The sequence below is a fragment of the Pseudomonas aestuarii genome, assembly GCF_027988105.1.
GTDB classification, from domain to species: domain Bacteria; phylum Pseudomonadota; class Gammaproteobacteria; order Pseudomonadales; family Pseudomonadaceae; genus Aquipseudomonas; species Aquipseudomonas aestuarii.
The window spans coordinates 785,409-804,910 of record NZ_JAQJZJ010000001.1 but is presented as its reverse complement, the minus strand read 5'-3'; the positions used below and the strand labels follow the sequence as shown (position 1 = coordinate 804,910).

At 58.9% G+C, this 19,502-nt stretch carries 26 protein-coding genes; 20 read left to right on the top strand and 6 right to left on the bottom strand.

The annotated features are described in order from the left end of the window. The first annotated feature begins 113 nt into the window (after positions 1-113). From PH586_RS03765 to PH586_RS03695, 15 genes are all read left to right on the top strand, one after another. Positions 114-1,403 (top strand): tyrosine-type recombinase/integrase, encoded by a 1,290-nt coding sequence (locus PH586_RS03765; protein WP_271346415.1) that lies wholly within the window; start codon positions 114-116, stop codon positions 1,401-1,403. A 102-nt stretch (positions 1,404-1,505) separates the two neighbouring features. Then, the gene (locus PH586_RS03760) at positions 1,506-2,294 is read left to right on the top strand and encodes a hypothetical protein (protein WP_271346414.1); all 789 of its coding nucleotides are present in this window, start codon (positions 1,506-1,508) and stop codon (positions 2,292-2,294) included. Positions 2,295-2,389: 95 nt separating this feature from the next. Next, complete coding sequence (locus PH586_RS03755) at positions 2,390-2,620, top strand: helix-turn-helix transcriptional regulator (RefSeq protein ID WP_271346413.1); 231 nt, start codon at positions 2,390-2,392, stop codon at positions 2,618-2,620. Further along, entirely contained in the window at positions 2,617-3,108 is a 492-nt protein-coding gene (locus PH586_RS03750) for a KilA-N domain-containing protein (protein ID WP_271346412.1), read from the top strand. Before PH586_RS03755 ends, PH586_RS03750 begins: the two co-directional genes overlap by 4 nt. Next, positions 3,105-3,401 (top strand): helix-turn-helix domain-containing protein, encoded by a 297-nt coding sequence (locus PH586_RS03745; protein WP_271346411.1) that lies wholly within the window; start codon positions 3,105-3,107, stop codon positions 3,399-3,401. The genes PH586_RS03750 and PH586_RS03745 overlap by 4 nt, the downstream gene beginning before the upstream one ends. Further along, complete coding sequence (locus PH586_RS03740) at positions 3,398-4,072, top strand: KilA-N domain-containing protein (protein ID WP_271346410.1); 675 nt, start codon at positions 3,398-3,400, stop codon at positions 4,070-4,072. Before PH586_RS03745 ends, PH586_RS03740 begins: the two co-directional genes overlap by 4 nt. 290 nt (positions 4,073-4,362) lie before the next feature. Then, positions 4,363-4,533, top strand: a complete 171-nt coding sequence (locus PH586_RS03735; protein ID WP_271346409.1) for a hypothetical protein — start codon at positions 4,363-4,365, stop codon at positions 4,531-4,533. Then, a complete protein-coding gene (locus PH586_RS03730; RefSeq protein WP_271346408.1) occupies positions 4,530-4,829 on the top strand; it encodes a hypothetical protein in 300 nt (99 codons plus the stop codon). Before PH586_RS03735 ends, PH586_RS03730 begins: the two co-directional genes overlap by 4 nt. Next, the gene (locus PH586_RS03725) at positions 4,826-5,029 is read left to right on the top strand and encodes a hypothetical protein (RefSeq protein ID WP_271346407.1); all 204 of its coding nucleotides are present in this window, start codon (positions 4,826-4,828) and stop codon (positions 5,027-5,029) included. The genes PH586_RS03730 and PH586_RS03725 overlap by 4 nt, the downstream gene beginning before the upstream one ends. A gap of 3 nt (positions 5,030-5,032) precedes the next feature. Beyond that, positions 5,033-5,173, top strand: coding sequence for a hypothetical protein (locus PH586_RS03720; RefSeq protein WP_271346406.1), 141 nt, complete (start codon positions 5,033-5,035; stop codon positions 5,171-5,173). Beyond that, positions 5,161-6,039 (top strand): toprim domain-containing protein, encoded by an 879-nt coding sequence (locus PH586_RS03715; protein WP_271346405.1) that lies wholly within the window; start codon positions 5,161-5,163, stop codon positions 6,037-6,039. The genes PH586_RS03720 and PH586_RS03715 overlap by 13 nt, the downstream gene beginning before the upstream one ends. Further along, positions 6,026-7,816 carry a DUF927 domain-containing protein gene (locus tag PH586_RS03710; RefSeq protein WP_271346404.1) on the top strand — a complete coding sequence of 597 codons (1,791 nt, stop codon included), beginning with the start codon at positions 6,026-6,028 and terminating at the stop codon, positions 7,814-7,816. Before PH586_RS03715 ends, PH586_RS03710 begins: the two co-directional genes overlap by 14 nt. Then, positions 7,813-8,154, top strand: a complete 342-nt coding sequence (locus tag PH586_RS03705) for a hypothetical protein (RefSeq protein ID WP_271346403.1) — start codon at positions 7,813-7,815, stop codon at positions 8,152-8,154. The genes PH586_RS03710 and PH586_RS03705 overlap by 4 nt, the downstream gene beginning before the upstream one ends. Continuing rightward, the gene (locus PH586_RS03700; RefSeq protein WP_271346402.1) at positions 8,151-8,492 is read left to right on the top strand and encodes a hypothetical protein; all 342 of its coding nucleotides are present in this window, start codon (positions 8,151-8,153) and stop codon (positions 8,490-8,492) included. Before PH586_RS03705 ends, PH586_RS03700 begins: the two co-directional genes overlap by 4 nt. After that, a complete protein-coding gene (locus PH586_RS03695; protein ID WP_271346401.1) occupies positions 8,489-9,091 on the top strand; it encodes a hypothetical protein in 603 nt (200 codons plus the stop codon). The genes PH586_RS03700 and PH586_RS03695 overlap by 4 nt, the downstream gene beginning before the upstream one ends. A 75-nt stretch (positions 9,092-9,166) precedes the next feature. Here the strand turns inward: PH586_RS03695 and PH586_RS03690 are convergent, their stop codons facing one another. After that, positions 9,167-9,718, bottom strand: a complete 552-nt coding sequence (locus PH586_RS03690; RefSeq protein WP_271346400.1) for a DUF4124 domain-containing protein — start codon at positions 9,716-9,718, stop codon at positions 9,167-9,169. A 648-nt stretch (positions 9,719-10,366) separates the two neighbouring features. Between PH586_RS03690 and PH586_RS03685 the strand changes: the two genes are divergently transcribed. The 5 genes from PH586_RS03685 to PH586_RS03665 are packed head-to-tail and all read left to right on the top strand — an operon-like array spanning position 10,367 to position 15,042. After that, positions 10,367-11,494 carry a hypothetical protein gene (locus PH586_RS03685; RefSeq protein WP_271346398.1) on the top strand — a complete coding sequence of 376 codons (1,128 nt, stop codon included), beginning with the start codon at positions 10,367-10,369 and terminating at the stop codon, positions 11,492-11,494. Then, positions 11,494-13,878, top strand: coding sequence for a hypothetical protein (locus PH586_RS03680; RefSeq protein ID WP_271346397.1), 2,385 nt, complete (start codon positions 11,494-11,496; stop codon positions 13,876-13,878). Before PH586_RS03685 ends, PH586_RS03680 begins: the two co-directional genes overlap by 1 nt. Positions 13,879-13,889: 11 nt before the next feature. After that, positions 13,890-14,099 (top strand): hypothetical protein, encoded by a 210-nt coding sequence (locus PH586_RS03675; RefSeq protein WP_271346396.1) that lies wholly within the window; start codon positions 13,890-13,892, stop codon positions 14,097-14,099. Then, complete coding sequence (locus PH586_RS03670; protein ID WP_271346395.1) at positions 14,096-14,446, top strand: hypothetical protein; 351 nt, start codon at positions 14,096-14,098, stop codon at positions 14,444-14,446. The genes PH586_RS03675 and PH586_RS03670 overlap by 4 nt, the downstream gene beginning before the upstream one ends. Further along, complete coding sequence (locus PH586_RS03665) at positions 14,443-15,042, top strand: hypothetical protein (RefSeq protein ID WP_271346394.1); 600 nt, start codon at positions 14,443-14,445, stop codon at positions 15,040-15,042. Before PH586_RS03670 ends, PH586_RS03665 begins: the two co-directional genes overlap by 4 nt. Positions 15,043-15,341: 299 nt before the next feature. Here the strand turns inward: PH586_RS03665 and PH586_RS03660 are convergent, their stop codons facing one another. The 5 genes from PH586_RS03660 to PH586_RS03640 form a co-directional block, all read right to left on the bottom strand. Continuing rightward, positions 15,342-15,941: a hypothetical protein gene (locus PH586_RS03660; RefSeq protein ID WP_271346393.1), complete on the bottom strand. Its 600-nt coding sequence runs from the start codon at positions 15,939-15,941 to the stop codon at positions 15,342-15,344. A gap of 702 nt (positions 15,942-16,643) precedes the next feature. Then, positions 16,644-16,841, bottom strand: coding sequence for a tyrosine-type recombinase/integrase (locus PH586_RS03655; protein WP_271346392.1), 198 nt, complete (start codon positions 16,839-16,841; stop codon positions 16,644-16,646). Between the two features lie 333 nt (positions 16,842-17,174). Beyond that, positions 17,175-17,429, bottom strand: a complete 255-nt coding sequence (locus tag PH586_RS03650; RefSeq protein WP_271346391.1) for a hypothetical protein — start codon at positions 17,427-17,429, stop codon at positions 17,175-17,177. 89 nt (positions 17,430-17,518) lie between these two features. Then, the gene (locus PH586_RS03645) at positions 17,519-18,619 is read right to left on the bottom strand and encodes a hypothetical protein (RefSeq protein ID WP_271346390.1); all 1,101 of its coding nucleotides are present in this window, start codon (positions 18,617-18,619) and stop codon (positions 17,519-17,521) included. A 109-nt stretch (positions 18,620-18,728) separates the two neighbouring features. After that, positions 18,729-19,289 carry a hypothetical protein gene (locus tag PH586_RS03640; RefSeq protein ID WP_271346389.1) on the bottom strand — a complete coding sequence of 187 codons (561 nt, stop codon included), beginning with the start codon at positions 19,287-19,289 and terminating at the stop codon, positions 18,729-18,731. Positions 19,290-19,502 lie beyond the last annotated feature (213 nt).

The following is a 19,502-nucleotide window of genomic DNA, read 5'->3' as shown; positions in this document are numbered from 1 at the left end:
GCCACTTAGCCGGTTTTTTTGTGCCCGTATATCCGCGTACGCTCCCATATAACCCTTGAAGCCGTGTATGCCTGCTTGTATGCTCAGACAAGACACGAACTTGGGCATACACAATGAAGCGATCAGGCATCAAACGTCGCCCCCTGGCTGACACTGTTCTGGCGACCCTCGAACCCGAGGCCACGGCCTACCGTGAGGCAGACGGCAATGGCCTGTACTTCCGCGTGAAGCCCAACGACACCAAATCCTGGGAACTGCGCTACAAGAAGCCGGACGGCAAATGGTCTTGGCACGGCCTGGGCGGCTACCCCGAGCTGTCAGGCGCAAAGGCGAGGGAGAAGGCGGCCGATGTCCGCAAGCTGCTGGCCGCTGGCGTGAGCCCTGTGGAACACAAGGCAGCCACCAAGATGGCCGACTCAATCGCCGCAGCGAACACCTTTCGCGCTGCTGCCGAACACTGGTACCAGCGCAAGGTAGATGACGGCCTCGCTGAAAGTACCCTGCGACTGATGCGGGGCTACCTCGACAATGACGTGCTACCCGCTCTGGGCGACAAGCCCATCACCGAAGTGACCCGCAAAGACTGCGCCGACCTACAGGCCAGCATCGAGGCCCGCAACGCCACGAACACCCGCGACAAGGTACGAGTGGCCCTGCGTCAGATATTCAGCCAGGCCATTGCCCGCGGCCTGTGTGAGAACAACCCAGCCAGCGAACTGCTGGCCATATCCACTAAAACACCCAAGGCCAAGCAGTACCCGCACCTGCTGGAGCCTGAGCTGCCCGCCTTCCTGCATAGTCTGCGTGCCACTACCAGTCGCCTGCCAGCCCGTACCGCGACCTGGATGTGTCTATGGACGGCCAGTCGGCCCGGCATGGTGCGCTGGGCTGAGTGGTCAGAGATCGACTTCGACAACGCCCTGTGGACTATCCCAGCCGCCAAGATGAAGATGCGCCGCGACCATGTGGTGCCCCTCTCCCACCAGATGCTGAGCGCCCTGCGCGATCTGCACCGCATGACCGGGCGCAGTCGCTACCTGTTCCCCGGCATCGGCCCTAAGAAACCCGTGATCAGCGAGAACACCATCAACCTGACGCTCTCCAAAGTCGGCTATCGCGGCAAGCTTGTAGGCCACGGCAGCAGGCATACGGTGAGCACACTGCTACGAGAACATGGGTGGCTGAAAGAGCACGTTGAAGCTCAACTGGCCCACAAGGAGGCAGGTGTCTCTGGAATCTACAACCAAGCGCAATATCTGCCCCAGCGCCGCGCGATGATGCAGTGGTACGCCGACTATCTCGACGGCCTGGCTGCCGGTATGACGCCTAATCAGAGGGCCGATTTTGACCGCCTGGTGAATGTGATCGACAGCAATGTGATCGAGTTTGTGAGCCGGGCCTAATACAGTTTTGGCCGGCCTAGCCCGACGGGGTGAAAAGCGGACTTCCCATCCGCCTGGCCGGCCGATTTATTCAGCAAGGGAAACGCCTGGGAGGGTGTGCGGATGGAAAAGGAAAGATCCACTGAGCTGGCCTGCCGGCAAAGCCTGGACATTAGTGATTGGCTGGAAATTACCGATATCCCAATCGGCATGTGTGGCAACTACTTGATTGGAATGGATGGCGTCCGCTTTCACCCAAACGGAAAAAAAGGAGACGAAGAACACGGAAAAAAAGAAGACAGCAAAGGGCATGGATGGAGCGAGGAGCAAATACGCGAAGCTTTGCCGCGTTATTCTGACTCGCTTGTTTTGCTTGAAAGTAAAGCCGACGCCCAACAGAGAATGATGGTGGATAACACCAGTCTATTACTGTTCCCATGCACGCCTCGGCAGCTTGTCGAGTTCGTGCTTAAGCGGGACGTTTCCGGTGATCTTCATGGATCGCTTCCGGGCAGTTTCATCGCCGCCGTGCATGAGTTCGAAAGCTCCCAGAGGTCATGCTTGAGTGAGTCGGGAGATCTGCACCGGGAGCTGGAGCATTGCACGGCTGTTCATGAAGCAGTCAAAGCAAAGCAAGAAATAAACAAAGAGTTTGGAGCTGGCAGCGCTCCGATCAAAAAGAACCGATGGGTTCAAAAGTGGCGTCACCAAGAGCAGGCCGTGATCGACAAACTTCACGAGCTTGGCCATGCTCCCAAGGCCTTAACGCCTTTCAGAAGTGGCCATAAATGGGTGAAGTCAGACGTGCGAGCCGCACTTGCCGACCGTACTGACCTGTTCAGCGGTGGCGCTTTTGACAAAGCTTGGGACCGCTTGCGTGCGAGCGGGGAAATTGAGGAGCAAGATAGATAGGTATGCTCCCCGAAAAAAGGGGATAGGGGGATGCTTGCGGGGGAGGATGCCCCGGTCGGGACAATTGCCTACGTTAACCATACGGAGGCATTCGAATGAACCACAACGCAACCCAAGCCCAAGCTCTAATTCCCCAGCCGGCCCTGTGCGACTGGATCGGCCAAACTCGCTCGGGCCTGGATAAGCTCAAGAAGAAAGACCCAACCTTTCCTAAACCAATCAAATTCAGCAGCACTCGCCAAGCTGCCGCCTATTACGTCGTGACCGAAGTCGAAGCCTGGCTTGCCTCCCAGATCGCCAAGCGCGATCAGGCGGTGGCAGCATGAGCAACCATCCTGCTATCCACTACTGCGGCAAGCACATCGTTGCGATCAGCCCTGACGGCTTCGTCAGCGCCAGTCTTCTGGCAAAACACTTCGGTAAGAGCGCCCGAGAGTATCTGGCACTTGGCGAAGTGCTCCCGCAATTGGCTGAAATTTCTGAGCAAATCGGCCGCCCACTCCACGCTCAATGGCAGGATCTCCAGAAGGCCCGCCGGCATGAGCCCGACTTCCATCGAGCCCTGGCGGCAGCTGGCGTTATCCGCAATGAATGCGGTGACCCTGGTCGGATTATCCGCACGGCAACGACCGGCGGCGGTCAGAAAGACTTTCGACCGGGCCTCTGGCTTCACCCACGCTTGGCGACTGGTTTTGCGCGGTGGCAGGAGGTTGGTGGAAAGGATTGGCTGGCATCGCCCTTGAGCGAGTTCGTTGCCGACAAACTCAGCAAGCACTTGGACGCCGAGGCGGAACTGCCAGGAGCGTGCGCATGACTCAGCGAACGGATCTCAACGTCAGCGCCAGCACCCCGCCCGTGCTCGATACCAGCAGCAGCGCACAGCGGGCCAGGCTGCTCGCACGCCTGCAGGCTGGACCGATCGATACGATCACTGCGCGCAGCGAGCTGAATATTTTCCACCCAGCAGCAAGAGTTCAAGAGCTGCGCGATGTTGGCCACAGCATCGGCACCCACCGCGTCACCCTGACGGACGACCAGGGCCGCAAGCATAGCGGCATAGCGCTGTACTACCTGGGCACCGAGCCTACCGGGAGGGCTGCAGCATGAGCGCACGAATTATTCCATTCGATTACCAGGGGCAAGTCGTGGCCTTCAATGCCGACGGCTGGATCAATGCGACTGAGGCGGCGGCGCGATTTGGCAAGCGCCCGGTTGACTGGCTCCGCTTAGGCGATACCCACGACTACCTAGAGGCAATGGCCTCGGCGCTGGGACTTGAGGGCAAAGTGAGCCAGAACCACTTTGGTCTCACGCGCACCAGCAGAGGCGGTAAAGCTCCTGGGACGTGGCTCCACCCCAAGCTGGCCGTTCGTTTCGCTCAGTGGCTCGACACTAGGTTTGCAGTCTGGTGTGACCTGCAGATTGATAGCCTGCTGCGCGGCGAGGGGAAACCCTGGGCCAGCGCACGGCGTGAAGCGGCAATCGGCTACCGGGCTCTATGTGACGCACTGGCGATCAACTGTGAAACGCAGGGCAGAACGCCTCAGCGTCATCACTTCATCAACGAGGCGCGATTAATCAACGAGGTGGTGGTCGGCACCTTTACAGGTCGTAACCGCGATCAGTTGAGCTGCGGCGAGCTGGAGCTGGTAACCCTGGCCGAGCTGCGCGACACGGTGCTGATCGGCATTGGCCTGAGCTTCGCTGAGCGCAAGGCTAACCTGCTGGGGTATGTGCGGGGCTTGCAGACCAAGCAGCTGGGAGGTAAGGCCGCATGATTGTCGCCAAGTCATCTCCAGCCGTTGCCAACCGCCCCCATCGGCGCTATGGTGGCCACGTCGCTGCAAATTCAGCGACCTGGATTGGCGTCCTGAACTCCAAGGCGGACACACCGCCTCTTGCGCGGTTTTTTTGTGTCCGCAACACGGCAAGTCCTTTATGGGCGGTCCGTGTGGGGAGCATTCGTGCTCAGCAGCCCTTGGACTGCCACGCCAACCTGCACGGTTCCGCTCACCATGATTGGCGTCATGGGAGTGGAGTTTTCATCCGCTATCCAAGGACTACCAACATGACTAAGCGTCATACCCTTACCCTCGATCCATCTAAAGCCCACGCTGCAGCCTGGAAAGCCCGCGCCTTCGCTGCCCTGTACGCTGACAGCTCACTCTCTGTCCGCCTGACCCGGTACAACGCCGCAATGGCCCGTGCTCGCGCCCTGGAAGTAGGGGGTGCCGTATGAGCGCCGCCAACTGGAATGCCCTGCTGCCGAACTTCACCGAGATCGAGGCCATGAGTGCCGAAGACATGGCAGCCGCAAGTGAAGCCATCGAGACGCAAGGGGCGTCCATAGGCTTCGGGATAGCTGCTATCGGCAATCTGCTGGCCTGCGCGGCATCGAACGACGAAACCGGTCTGTGTAAGGACACTGCCACCGATATTGGCTGGCTGCTGCAATCGCTGGGCACTCTGTCCGCAAAGCTGTCTGACAGTCGCAATGCCATCGCCGACCGTCGCCGCCGAGGGGGCAGCCAATGAACAAGCACTTCGCAGTCGACAAAGACGGCCTGCGCGTACTCGCGGCAATGTCCCGCGCCGTGTGGCGGGTCATCGAGGCTGGGCCGGACGCCAGCCGCGCCAAGGTGCTGCACGATATCTTCGACATGTTCGGAGAGATATTGGCAGACGTCGAGCGCACGCCGATCACCATCGTTACGCCAGCCGAACCGAGGGGTTAACCCATGAAAAATCAAAACGGTGCCCATGCGCCGATGGGATCGGCTTGCCCAAATTTGGCCAGCCGCTACCTGCTCACCCTCGCGCTGAGTGGCGCTGACCTGGTGCTGTTGATTGCCCTGGAGGTGCTGCTATGGATTGCGTGATCCAATACCGCGACGCCTTGCAGACAGTGTTCGGGCCGCTGGATTGGCTCCCAGAACCAGACGGCAGCATCCACCGCTTCCGCGTGCCTGGCGACAAATCCGGCACCCTCAACGGCTGGTATCTGCTGTTCGCTGACGGCATCGCGTCCGGCTGTTTCGGTAGCTGGAAGGCCGGCACTTCGCACACCTGGAGCAGCCGCAAGCCCGCCGATCACCGTGAAGCAGACCTGATACGCCAGCGCATCGAGCAGGCCCGGCGCCAGCGTGAGGCCGAGCAGCACCAGCGCCAGCAAGCCGCCGCCGAATATGCCAAGCGGCTATGGCGTGACGCCCGCCGCGCCGGTCCCGATCACCCCTACCTGATCGCAAAGGCAATCCGCGCCTATGCCCTGCGCCAGCGTGGTGACTTGCTGCTGGTGCCGCTGACCTATGGCGGGCAACTGGTGAACCTGCAACGCATCCACCCGGACGGCACCAAGCGCTTTCTGTTCGGCGGCATGGTCAAGGGCTGCTATTCGTCGCTCGGGATCATTCAGCCAGGCCAGCCGCTGTACATCTGCGAAGGCTGGGCGACCGGCGCCACACTTCATGCCGAAACCGGCGCCGCCGTGGTCTCCGCGCTGAATGCCGGCAACTTGCTGCCAGTGGCGCTGGGGCTGAGAGCCAAGAACCCGGATCTCGAGATCATCATCGCTGGCGACGACGATCGACTGACCCCAGGCAATCCCGGGCGCGCCGCCGCCAATGCTGCCGCGGTCGCGGTGGGTGGCCAGGTGGTCTTTCCCGAGTGGCCCGAGGTTGCGCCCGATAGCCTCACCGACTTCAACGATTTAGTCGCCTGGAGCAACACCCATGGCATCGCCTGAGCACAACATCATCAACCTGCGCCCCGAAGCCCCCATGGTCGAGCCTGTCCGCCCTTGCTGGGGCGTCTACGAACATTGGGTGGTCAATGAGAAAGGCCGCAAGCTGCGTCCCGGCGTGTACTGGCACAGCTACAAGCGCGGCACGGACACCGACACTGCCGACGAGAACAGTGGTGATCGACCAATAACCGATGAATGGGTGGCCAGCCCTGTGACGGTCACTGCGCGCACCACCAACAGCGACGACGGCAGCGAGGGCCGGCTGCTGCGACTGCTGACTGAGGGGGGCATGAAGGAGTGGATCATTCCCATGGAGGTGTTCGGCGGCAGCGGTGAGGACGCCCGGCGCAGCCTGTTCGGCATGGGCGTGATTATCGCCATGAAAAAGCGTGGCGCCTTCATGGAGTACCTGCTCGAGCAGCGTCCCGCCCAGGTGCTCGCCACCACGGGCCGACCTGGCTGGCATGAGTCAGGAGCATTCGTACTGCCAGGCCGCACGTTGGGTAGCGACAAGGTTCGCTATCAGGCCGGCAGTCGGGCGCTGAATCTGTTTCGTGTGCGTGGCGACCTGGCCGGCTGGCGGGTCGAGGTGGCGGCCAAGTGCGAGGGCAACCCCGTACTGACCCTGGCCATCGGCTGCGCCCTGGCTGGTCCGCTGTTGAGCCTGGTGGGCGTACTGGGTGGCGGGGTTCACTTGGTCGGCGACAGCTCCAGCGGCAAGTCGCTGGCGCAGCTGATCGGCTCGTCGGTATGGGGTGACCCCGGGATCTTTGCCGCGTCCTGGGATATGACCAAGGGCGGGCTGGAGATCGAGGCATCGGGACGCAATGACACCCTGCTGCCGCTGGACGAGATCAAGCGCGCCGACCCCAAGCGCGTGCAGGAGATGGCCTACTCCCTAGCGAACGGTCAGGGCAAAGGCACCATGACCCGCGAGCGTGAAGGTCGAGCCAAGTTGTCGTGGCGCCTGCTGACCCTGTCCAGCGGTGAGCGCTCGCTTTCCGAGCACGCGGCCATCGGCGGCAATGCTGCCCATGCCGGCGCAGAGTTGCGCATGGTCGATGTGAACGCCGGCACCCGCACCCACCGCGCCTTCGATGAATTGCACGGCCTGGCCGGGGCGGATTTCCACCGACTGCTGACCGTGGCTGTCGACGCGCATCATGGCCACCTGGGGCCGGCATTCGTCGAGCACCTGCTCGCCAGCGACGACCGCGCCGGACTGCTAAAAGATTTTGCCGAGGTGCGCGCTAGCTTCATCGCGGACAACGCCCAGGCCGGGCGTGTGGCGGATCGCTTCGCCGTCATCGCCCTGGCTGGTGAGATGGCTATCGCCTACGGGCTGCTGCCCTGGTCCGAGGGCAATGCTCTCGCGGATTGCCGCCTGCTCTATGGCGAATGGCTGAGCCGCGTGGGTAGCGGTAACGCGGAAGACCGGCAGATCCTTGCCGGCATTCTCGACTTCATCGACCGCCATGGCAGCAGCCGCTTCTCCGACGTGAACGACCACACGCCAGACGCCAAGGTGTTCAACCGCGCCGGCTATTGGGAGCTGATCGGCACCAAGCGGCTGTACCTGTTCAACAAGTCGGCGCTGGTGGAGGCTGCCAGTGGCTACGGCCTGAGCCGCGTCATCAAGGCGCTGGAAGGGGCACACGTCCTTGCTCGCCGAGACAGCGAACGTAAAACAAAGAACTTCCGACTACCCGGCGGCGGCCAGTCGCGCCTCTATGTCATTGATCCAGAGGTCATGGACCGAGAAGGTGGCGGCCTATGACTACCGCCCAACAGGGTTGCCCAAGTTCACAGGAACCTAAAATCACTGGCAACAGTGGCAACACCGGCAACGGCCAGGCCTGCCGGGGCTTTCAGGCGTTGCCACCCTATAAAAAGAGTGGCAACAACTGGCAACACACACCTGATATTCAACATAAGAGAGCGCCGCTACCCCTCTACTCTCTTCTAACTGTTGCCGGTCATATTGGCACTGGCAACACTTTGCAAAGCTGGAGGCCGCGCCGTTCGGGGCTGTTGCCGCTGTTGCCAGTGTTGCCGGTGTTTTTGAAATCACAGGAACATTGGATTAAGTGCCATTCAGGTTGGGTGGTGCCATGAGCCTGCTGGCCGGGCTGATTGAACGGGTGGGTGTGATGCCGCGCCCTGATCCTCCAGCGCCTTCAATTGAGCCACCCGCCGCCGATTACGCGACCCGGCGAGCGCCCGCTTGCTCCGAGCCAATTGCCAGGCACGCGGAGCCTGGCCCGCGTGAAGAGCCGCGGCACTTCATCTGCACTGCCGCCACCGCCTCACTCAACTGGCGTCAGATCCGCGACCAGTACATCAACCACTTGATGAACTGCCGCGCCTGCCACGCCCCAACTAACCGCTACTGCGCCTCTGGTGCCGATCTGCGCCAGCACTACGAACAGACGCCAATGGAGCACGCCCAATGACTCACAACCTTGTAATGACTCTGGCGGACATTGCCGAGAAGCCGTGTACCACCAAGCGCGACGCCCTGACCATCGCCCGCCGCTTACTGCGCGGCGTCAGCCAGGCTAAGAGCGCCATTCACGCAGAGCGCCGCGCCATGCGCCGACAGGCTGGCAAGCTGCGCCAGTTCATGCCATTCACTGCCCTGGCCGTGACCGACCTGGAGCAGCAAGCCAGCGACCACCGCGCCGCAGAGCTGGCCACCCTAAGCAACGTGCTGGTTGTCTATGGTCAGACGATCATCCACGACCGTGACGGCATAGCAGCGGCGCTGGGCTTCGACCAACTGGCCGACCTGCTGAGCATCAACCCGGCGCACCGTGAGCAGGCCAGGCGCGACGGTGGCGAGACGCTGCAAGGGCTGGCGTACATCGCCCGCAAGGAAGACAGCGCGACCGACTACGGCGACGAAGGGGGCACGGGCGGCCCACTGTTCGAGGCGTGCAACGCCGCCATGATGGAGTTCATCCGCACTTGCCCGGAGCACCTGCTACCCGATCCGTTCGCACCTGGTGGCGTGTTTGGCCCGAAGCTGCCGCCGCAACTGCGCGTGGTGTGATGATCACCGCCAAGGATGGCGACCAGGCGCTAGGTGGGACATTCTGCTGGCGTGCGCAGCAATAAAATTGCAGCGCTAGGGCCGACGAGTGGTGGTACTGGAAGTATTGCCAAAATTCGTGGTGGTCGAATGGCTGCCGTCGCTTCCATAACAGTTAGTTATTTTTCCGACAGAATGGCAATTGGTGTTCACTCGGCGATTGGTTTTTTCTTCAGTCGCACTACCCCCTCCGGACTGCCTTCTTTCCATCCGTTCTCTTAAGATTTCCCCGATCGTCGGCGACCTGCTGCTGTCCTTGATGATGGTCACACGCGTCCCGCCAGTACCAGCGCCTGCATCGTCCCTCTGTTCGCGCATGATCTCTGCAGCTCGTAGATTGCGGTCCACAACGTCCAGACTGCTTTCAGGGCTAGTAGTGCGCTGCGCTTCGCCAAGATACTGCGACTCTCCTTGGCTGGGCGGGCATGGCACGTAGGAAAAACTAACACTGCCGTCAGTGCTGGCGCATTTGAAGACTTGGGCTTGAGCGGTTGTTGCAGTCGCTGCAAGTACGGCAAGGAGGAATAAACCAGGCAGCTTCTTGGAAAGAAGGTCGCTAGTGGGAGAATTGCAATAGTAGGTGCGCATTGCCAGATCCGTCTGCGTTGGAGACTGGAGGCTAGCACAGGGGAGGCAATACAGTGCTTCGCTGTCATGCCTAACTGGTACTGAATGCCGAGACACCGTAGGTACACACAGCGCCTTCATTTGCCGATTAATTGGGCCTTGCGCGCCTGAGCCAGTGACATAGCGTCCCCCTCAAGCAAACACCCGAGGGTTGAAATTATGACTATCCCACCTGGCGATTTAGAGCTGGCCAGTCAGCGAAAGAAGAAACAGACAAGCTTCAATATCACCAATACGCCGGCAGCACAGCGCCGTATCAGCCTTGATATGCCCACTACCGGTGTCGACGGTCGTCCTGGCGCCCAGGATCTTGGCGCCGGGCCGTCTTCGCGGGCTCCCGACAATCTGGCGCGCACTCAGTCGGCAGTTGCACCCCTTTCCATTGATCAGCCAGTCCCCGTGAGGCCGCCCAGCCTTCAGTCGGCTGGCACTGCAGGCAATGGCTACACCCGGACGGGCATCGGCGGCGTGGTGGGCCGTACAGGCGCCAACGGCGTGCCGGAGTTCACCGATCAGCAGGCAGCCGTAGCCGGCGCCCGCGCTCTGCCGGAAGGCGGGATTGGCGGTAAGCCACTCCGGGTGCCCGGCGTCTCCAATATGGCCGACGACTTGGCGCTGGAGCGGCGCGGCTCGATCAACAACATCGGCAATGGTATCGGTGGCGGCCTGAGCATGGGCGAGGACGGCGACAGCCAGCTGGCCCTGGGTCGCTTTGAGCGCGCCAACCAGGAGCGCGCCAAGATGATTGCCAGCCAGCGGGAAGCGGAAGGCGGCGGCCGCCTCACGGTGATTCGTGACAGCTCGCGCGCACCCTCTATCGCAGAGCTCCAGAACGGTCGCATGGACGAAAGAACCGCCCAGGCTGATGCGCTGCGCAACCGCAGTGCCATTGATCAGCAACGCCTGGGCCTAGATAGCCGCGAACTGGACCGCAACCTGGCGAACGACCAGATCAATCGCCAGAAAACCCAGCAGGAGCTCCGGGCCGGCCAACTGGCGCTGGACAGCGACGTGCGCACGAACACCCTTCGCACCAAGCTCGCCGATCCGACGCTGCAGGGCGATGAGCGCGCGCAGGCTGAGCGTAATTTCCTACTCACGGCCGACCCGGCCAGCTACCTCGCCAACCAGGCGAAGAGCGGGACGTACCGGCTCGACATGGAAACCAAGCAACTCGAGCAGCAGGTATTGCGCCAGAAGCTGGAACAAGGGCAGCAGAAGGCCGAGCAAACCCAGCAGGACCGGGCAAAGGCGGCCGAGGGCGTGGCCGCGACCTTCGAGCTTGCCATCGGCTCGGCAGATCGGCTGATCGAACATCCGGGGCTTGATCGGGCCGTTGGTATTTCGTCTATCGCCCCCAGTCTGCCGGGTGGCAACGCCGCCAACTTCGAGGCGCAGCTCGACACACTCAAGGCGCAAACCTTCTTACCCCAGGTGCAGGCGCTCAAGGGTGCCGGCGCGCTTTCCGATGCCGAGGGCAAGAAGCTGTCAGAAGCCGTTGGCGCGCTATCCACGCGCATGAGCCCCGAGGCCTTCAAGGGTGAGCTGAAGCGAGTGCGCAACAGCTTGGCACAGGCTCAGGAGCGCGCACTGCGAGGCATACCAGCAGCCTCTCAGGGCGGCCAGGCTCCAACGACTGCCGCGCCCACACAAATCAAAACCGACGATGAGTATGCCGCTCTGCCACCAGGAGCAGTGTTCACCGATCCGAATGGTGTCACCCGGAGAAAACCATAATGGCCAGCTGGAAAGACGCTCCCATTGTGGGACAGGAGAACCAAGTAAAAGCACCTGCCTGGCAGAGCGCCCCTGCTGTCGAGGAGTCAGCACAGGCGCCACAGTCCATTGGCGCGGGCCGCTCAATGCTGCGCGGCATCAACGATGGTTTGACCTTCGGTTTTGCCGACGAGATCAGCAGCGCCCTCTCGGCGACGATCAACCCGATTACCGGCAGTGGCAACGATGCCGACACCTGGCGCGAGCGCTACGACCTGAATGTTGAGGGCGAGCGCGCCCTGGATCGCCAGGCCCGCGAGCAACACCCCGCTGCAAGCGCCGCGGGTGGTATTGCTGGCGGTATGCTGCCGGCGGCACTGACGGCGGGCAGCTCCCTGTTGCCATCGGCGAGCAAGTCGCTTGCCGGCCCGTTATCGCGCGCTGCCTCCGAGGCCGCGCCGACCCTGCGGCAGGCGGCCGTAGAAGGCTCTGCAGTTGGTGCAGGCTATGGCGGCCTGTATGGGCTCGGCTCGGCCGAGGGCGACCTGCTGGAGCGTGCTCCGGGCGCTGTCGAGGGTGCCGCTCTCGGTGCCGCGGTCGGCGCTGCGGCGCCGGCGATCCTGGGCGGGGTGCGGTCGGCTGCCGGCCTGCTCACGTCGCCCGATCGCTCAGCGGTTCAGCAGATCGAGCGGGCGGCAGAACGTGACGGCATGACCCTGGAGCAGTTCCGTCGCCAGACCGATGACCTGCAGCAGCGCTACCCTGGCGCAGCAATGCCTGCCGATGCTGGCGGCGAGAACATGCAGGGATTGCTCGAGCGCGTAGCCCAGACACCAGGGGCCGGCCGTACTCAGGTGATACCGGCGCTGACTGAGCGCCAGCAGGCGCAGCCGCAGCGGATTACCGACACCCTGCAGGAGCTGGCAGGAAGTCCCGCCCAGCCTGCCGCAGCAAAAGCGTCCAGCTCCACCGACTTGGTGCCCTCGGCGGGTTCGCCGCTGTCATGGACGCGCACCGAGCGCGATACCGTCCGCGGCGCCGCCGACGACTTGGGCAAGGCTACTGGCGGTGGCCGAAGAACAGCATTCAAGGCTGTAGAAGAGGCAATGGACCAGCGGGCCAAGGCTTCGCGCCCGCTGTATGAGCAGGCCTACCGCGAGCCAGTGCCGTGGACGCATGACCTTGAAGACCTGTTCAAGCGTCCGGTGATGCAGGAAGCCTACCGCGGTGCCGAGCGCCGGGCCGCCAACGAAGGCCGCGACCTCTACGGCAAGTTTCTCGACTTGAAGGACGACGGCAGCTTCACCGTCACCAGTGTGCCGTCGACCGGGGATCTCGACTTTGTGAAGAAGTTTCTCGACTCCAAGGTTGGCACCCTGGAGCGCTCTGGCGACTACGGCGAGGCCCGTGTGATCAAGGGAATTCGCTCCAAGCTGGTCGACACGATGGACGCCGCCAGCCCTACTTACAAAGAGGCCCGTGCCGCCTGGGCAGGGCCGAGTCAATTCATCGAAGCGGTTGAGGGTGGTCGTTCTGTCCTTAGTCGCAACGTCAGCGCCGAGGAATTGACTGCAAGCCTGAAACGCATGGGCCCGGCCGAGCTGGAGGGCTATCGCATCGGAGCGGTGTCGGCGATCGTCAACAAGATGGGCAACGACCCGTCGAAGATGGCCGATATGACCAAGTACCTGCGCAGCCAGGAGATGCGCGGCAAGGTCGCGGCCATGCTTCCTGACGATGCCGCGCGCCAACGCTGGAATGACATGCTGGACTTTGAAACAGGCGCCTCGACTACCGCAGGTCGCAGCCTGGGTAACAGTGCCACGGCTCGCCGGATGGCCGAGATGGGTGATTCCGGCGGTATTGGTGGCGACCTGGTGCTGAGTGCCCTGGCCGGTACGCCAGTCGGCAGCCTGTTTTCGCAGATCATCAACCGAACCGGTAAGGGGCTGCGCGACACCCTGAGGTCGAAGTCGGACAAGGCTGTTGCAGGCGCGTTGCTCCGTCCTGATGGCTTGGCAGCAGCTCAGCGTGCCGCAGCACGGGACGTATCGGCAGCGCCGCCACCGCTCATCATTAGCCGCGGGGCCGGAGTGGGGTCTGCCCAATCCACCGCCGACCACGCGCCCAGACCGACAGTCCGCTCACTTCTGCCGACCATTCGTGAACGCCTAAGCGCTGACAGCTCACTCGATGCCGACCAACTGGCCCGCGAAACGGGCTCGACGCGCGCGGCTGCAAATCAGGCCATCACGTTGGCCAGGAAAGAACAGCAGGCCTTGGCGACGACCTTCAAGAGCGTGCCCGGTGCGAATAAAGCACGGCGCGGGCTGCTCGACTCCAATGCCTACACGGTGGCCAAGGCCGGCGACCGCGAGTGGCGTGTACAGCTGAAGTCGGAATAGGGGAAATCACCATGCGTATGAAGAAAGAAGAACCGTATTGCTCCCAGCGCACGAAGGTGACCATTACCACCGAAGTGACCCAGTCCGCGCGAGAGTGGGCCGAAGCCGTGGGCCTGAAGTGGGAAACCGTGCGCCGCCGCCGATACCGTGGCTGGTCGTGGACAGAGGCGCTACGGCCAGAGCTGCGCCGCTCCCCGTTCAACGACGTGAGGCGTGTATGAACAACCCAGGGCAAGAGAGCACCCGCGCCGACCTAGAGCACCTAACCACGCTCAGCGAGACAGTGAAGCGGCACCGCCGCGATATCCGCCGGGCACTGGACCAGGTGCGCGCCATGCTTGAACAGATGGGCACGCTTACCCCATCGCCAGCGGTAGACGATAGCGCCACCTCCGCCCTGCGCATGAGGCTAGAGCATGCGATGAGCCTGCCGCGGCGTGCCAGCATCATCAAAGACCTGTCGATCGCTCTGCGTGAGCTGATCAGCCTTGAGCGCCAGAGCTACGGCCTCGACGCGCCGCGAGTTGTAGTGATGCCAGTGAAGGCGGCTAAGGATGGCGAAGGATGAGCAGCAAGCCGCCCATTGACTGGGAGAGTATTGAGCGCGACTACCGTGCCGGCCTGCTGTCGGTGCGTGAAATTGCATCGGCGCGCAGCACGTCGCACACCGCCATAAACAAGCGCGCCAAGCGTGATGGCTGGGACCGCGACCTTAAAGCGAAGATCAAAGCACGGGCCGATGCGCTGGTTTCCAAACAGGAGGTTTCCACTCAGGTTTCCACCGCAGGAGCGGAAACCGAGCGGGAGATTGTCGAGAGCAATGCGCTGGCCATCGTCAGCGTGAGAATGAGTCACCGCACCGACATATCAAGGTCGAGGCGCCTAGCCAATGCGCTGCTGGAAGAGCTGGAGGGGATGACAGGCAGCCGGGAGCTGTTCGCGCAGTTGGGCGTGCTGCTAGCCAGTCCAGACGGCAACGGCCAAGACAAGCTGAGTGAGCTGTATCACAAGGTCATCGCCCTGCCCGGTCGGTCGAAGGTGCTTAAGGAGCTGTCTGACACGCTGAAGACCATGATTACGCTTGAGCGCCAGGCCTACAACTTGGACGACCAACAGCATGAAGACACCTACGAGGACCGGCTGAAGCGGCTGATGAGCGACTAAGGGGCGAGCCGTATCAGCTGCAAATTTCTCTGCAGCTGATGGCCTGCCACTGTGCCGGCTTGACGTTGCAGCTCGCTGCGAACGTAGCGGACAGCGGACTGTTGAGAGGCGCCGGTCTTCTGCGGCTTAGGGAAGTCATCATGGCGTCGGGCGAGTTCATATAGGGACGTCAGGCTCTTGAAGCCCAGCTTCGCGCAGACCTGCCCCTGGCTAGGTGTTGCTCGCTTATGTTGATGGGCATGGTGCTTTCGCTGTGATCTGTTGATGCCGGCTGAACTTCTCAACGCAGGCCTGGACATTTATTCATTCCAGAATCTGGCGAGCTCCATATCCAGCCACAAGATGTCACTACCTAGCTTCAGTGGTTTGAAGCCGATCTTATCGAAGTAAAGAGTGGTGGCATTCAGCGTTTTGGCAGTTGCGCTGCAGATGTCAGGGATAACTACGCCCAGGGGGAGGAAGGCACGAGATATCCCCGAGCTCAGCCCAATCAAGGCAGTGCGTAGGGCACTCAACTCGATAGAGCTGCCGCAGTAGGGTTCATCGAAAGAGAAGTGCGAAATCATGAGGCAGTCGTGGCTCATGCCATTGCTCATCTCGCCCAGCTCTTCCTGTAGTGCTTGGTAAATAGTGAGGGCGTCCTGACTCACATCGTCCGCAACCTGCTCAGGGTCATATCCTAGGTTAAGCGCTACATCGAAGCGCATAAGCTGGATATGGATGGTGCCTACCTGCACCTCTTCAATGTCGTCAAAGTCACCATCAGGCAGGGCCATAGCCGCAATTCGGTATGTTCGAACGAGATCTGCCTGGACGTCCTCGTGTGGGTCGGCCTGGAGGCTAAAGTCTGCAGTAACCGCGAGGCGAGTAATTGGGAGGAGATTGCCTTCATAGCTCATGCTTGACTCCATAACTTCTCAGCATCTTTGCGCGCTTGCGCTGCGGTATGTTTCTGGGCAGCTGATCTTGAACTGGAGGCAGAGCCTCGTCCTTACCACTATATCCGCCGGTCAAGTCCCTTCCAAATGGCTGGCCAGGTCGAATGCAATCTCACATCCAAGTCGGACCACCTTTATGCTTACAGGGGGCGGCGGCAAAATAAAGTGATCATTTTAGGCCCAGCAGGAAGCGCCTTGTATGCCTGTGTGTATGCCTGAACTTTAAAAACGCCTTCAGACCAGTAACCACAGTTAAGTTCTGATCCCTTCGCCCGCTCCAGATTGCTCAAGTTGAAGCCCTGTCTCGATGGGGCTTTTTCGTTTCTGCGATTTGCTACTGTCGAACCGGGTTAGCCAAACGTCTATCCCCCCGACTTCGACGGGGCTGCATTACCCCGATGACCACCTGATACCTTCCCCGCAATTCCCACCCGGCCCAGGGTGACTAGATGGGCCTCGCCCACCTGAACGATTGCCCTTAGCACCGCCACCCCCAGCTTTTGCACCGCCTCCTGACTTAGCCATGACTGCGTCCTCCACTTTCTGTGGTGCCCGTACGCACGCACTCAACCCTCTATATATATAGTCCAGGCGAAAACGGCCCTGGAGTCCGGCTGTCAGGACGAAATGCTGAAGCTAGCTAACGGGCCAAGCCGGATCGCGTCATGCAAATGCTCGGGCGCGCAGTGCCATGCTCAGCGAGGCATGACCCAGGATTTCTTTCAGGGTCACGATGTGGCCACCGGCCATGAGGAAGCGAGCTGCGAAGGTGTGGCGCAGGCTGTGGCTGGATTGCCCCCCTGGCGGATTGATCGTGGTGTCGAGCAGCACCTTGCGGAACACGCCAATGCAGTTACTCAACGGCCCATCCTCGCGCCAGTGCTTTTGGATCGACTCCACCAAGCACGCAGACACCGGAACCGCCCTCACCCGCTTCAACTTGGTGTTGGCGAACCCCGAGCCGATCCTTTCAGACGTCTACGTCAGGACTTCGCCCCATCGTGCCCCGGAAGACAGGCAGATCGCCGTGACCATGTAGCTGTGAGGTGCCCTAGTACGGCTACGTTAGGTGATATTGGCCGTCTTGCCGATCACACCGTTGACGATCCAGCGGGCACGCGCAGAGGCAATCATTAGAAAAAGGGGACATAGAAAAAGGGGACAGACTTATTTGTTTGACTATGTTTGTAGCGATTAAATAAATCTGTCCCTTTTTTCGTTTACCAATTCGTCGTTTGTATATTGGTAGTCAATCTCGTGATCAAGCCTTAGCTGCACAGGTATATTTTGTGTAGTAGATAATCCGTCTGTAGACCTTAAGGTCTCGTATCTACTTGCGGACACATCGCATGCATTAATAAGCAGTGCATTCTTAGTATAGTTTTTAACTATTTTAGCAATTCCAAGCCTAAGGATTTCTTTTGCATTACTTTTTATAGCTTCATCCATACCAAATTCCTACAACGAGCTACTTTGCATAACGCCGCCATAATTTGCCGCCTGAAGCGCAGCGTAAGGCGGTCGAATTGATGACTTTGTTACACATTTTTCATGGCAGAGTAATGTGCAATAATGTTGTTGTTCCACTTTAAGAGTAACTTTGTTCTTTTTGCATGATTCAGTTCTAGCTCTCTATTTTCTGCGACAAAATTACCTTGCTTGTAGATTAAATTTTGAAATTCATATACCTGCCGTGCTAGCTTATACATTGGATTTGAGTGCATACCTGTACAATTTTCAAACTCTATCGGCTGCTTTATATCATAAATTGGTTCAACTCTATCCAAATGTTGAAAATACAATATGCCTTTTCCCGAGGGGTATGGCGGAAGCGTATGTTTCGCCAAATATGAATCAAAGCTATTGTAATCGCCTACGAAGCCTGACTGAAACCTCTTATCTTCGGACCTGGCCATAATCGGTTGGTAAAGGTGTATGGAAGGTTTAATTATTTGTTTTCTTATAAGTGGGTGCTTTATTTTCCTTGTGATTGAAAAATCACTTGCATGCATCATGTAAGGACTTTCTCCATCAAGCATAGTAAAACAGCTTTTAGGGAAAGGGAAACCACAACGAGAGGAAAACAAAAAATCACTGGACATATTTACGATCAGGATATTGTTTATCCTTAAGCCCATACAAGAGGGTTGGCTATGAAATATTAATGATTCTGCTCCTAGGGCATTTAAGCCTACCCCGTCACCAGCCATTGGGTAGATAGCAATCATTCGATCTTTTTGGCTAACTCTCGTTTTTATATGGAAACTGGGTTCGATATTAGTGGGGTTACCTTGGATGAAATGATATGCGATCCAAAGCCCTATGCGAACCTTATCCATCCAATCCATAAAATCAATATATTCAATACTTGTGAGTGCACCTCTATCAAGTAACGTCAGCACATAAGATTTAGCTCTCCCTTCAAGGCTTGAGTATTCCGTGTTGCAACTCTCACACGCTGGAACACAGAAATTTAACCAATCAAATCTAATAGTTCGTCCGTCTTTAAAATTAGTGCCAAAATTTACAACTCGTTTTGGATCTCCAGTTAGCTCAAGCAGCCACTGAGGAAGTATGTGCTCTCGATTCTTTTTTTCTGGTGGATTTCCACAAAAAACACAGAATCTATTAGAGACCATTCTTTATATCCATTGATATGCAACGATTAAGCTCAGGGCGGGCTTTAGCCCGCCCCAGCGAACGAAGTGAGCGATTTGAGCGCCTTGTTGGGCAACAAACTCACGGTTATTAATTACTGCGTGACGCTGGGATTTTGTATGTTTCAAAAAGCTCTGGATATGATTTGCAAAGAATAAAGGTGTACTCAGTAATGGCGGAAATTAACTTGCGTAAAAGCAATTCTAGATTTTGAATTTGGTTAAGACTTAGGTGTAACCCCTCGTCAAAAATTAGCAGTGGTGCTTTTAGTTCTAGTGGGTCTTCGATGCCTATCAAAACGCCCTTGTAATGCATTTCTTCGCTGTCTGAGTGGGCTATTATTTTATTTCTCAAATGTAGAACATCTTTTTTTAATCTGCTTTCGTCAGCGCCTAGCGTGACTTGTATTCTTTTTAGGCTTAGCTGACTGCCGTTTTTGGATTGAGCGAACGGCCTGCAAAATGAAATAATTGCTTGAGATTCGTAGCACTTAAAGCGGCGAATTTGAGCTTTAGTATATTTTGAACTTAGGTCGCATTCTTCTAGGAGAAATATTAAAGCCGATAATGCCTGCTGAAAATCCCAAATAGCGTACACAGTTCGATGGAACTGTTCAGCTGAAGGTGGGTGAGTAATATCCATTTCATTCATCACAAATTCTGCTTTGGTGCCCAACAGTGATTAGATAGAATTCCATGCTATCCAACAGTAGAGAATTCCGTATAACCCCGCACTTCGTACACACGAACAAAACAGGGTTCTCAATAAAATCAGGTGTTTAACGGGTCGCAATGGCGAGCTATACGTATTCGCTTAGCTTCCACATTTACGTTATCAGTAGCACCATACCGAAATATCAACGTG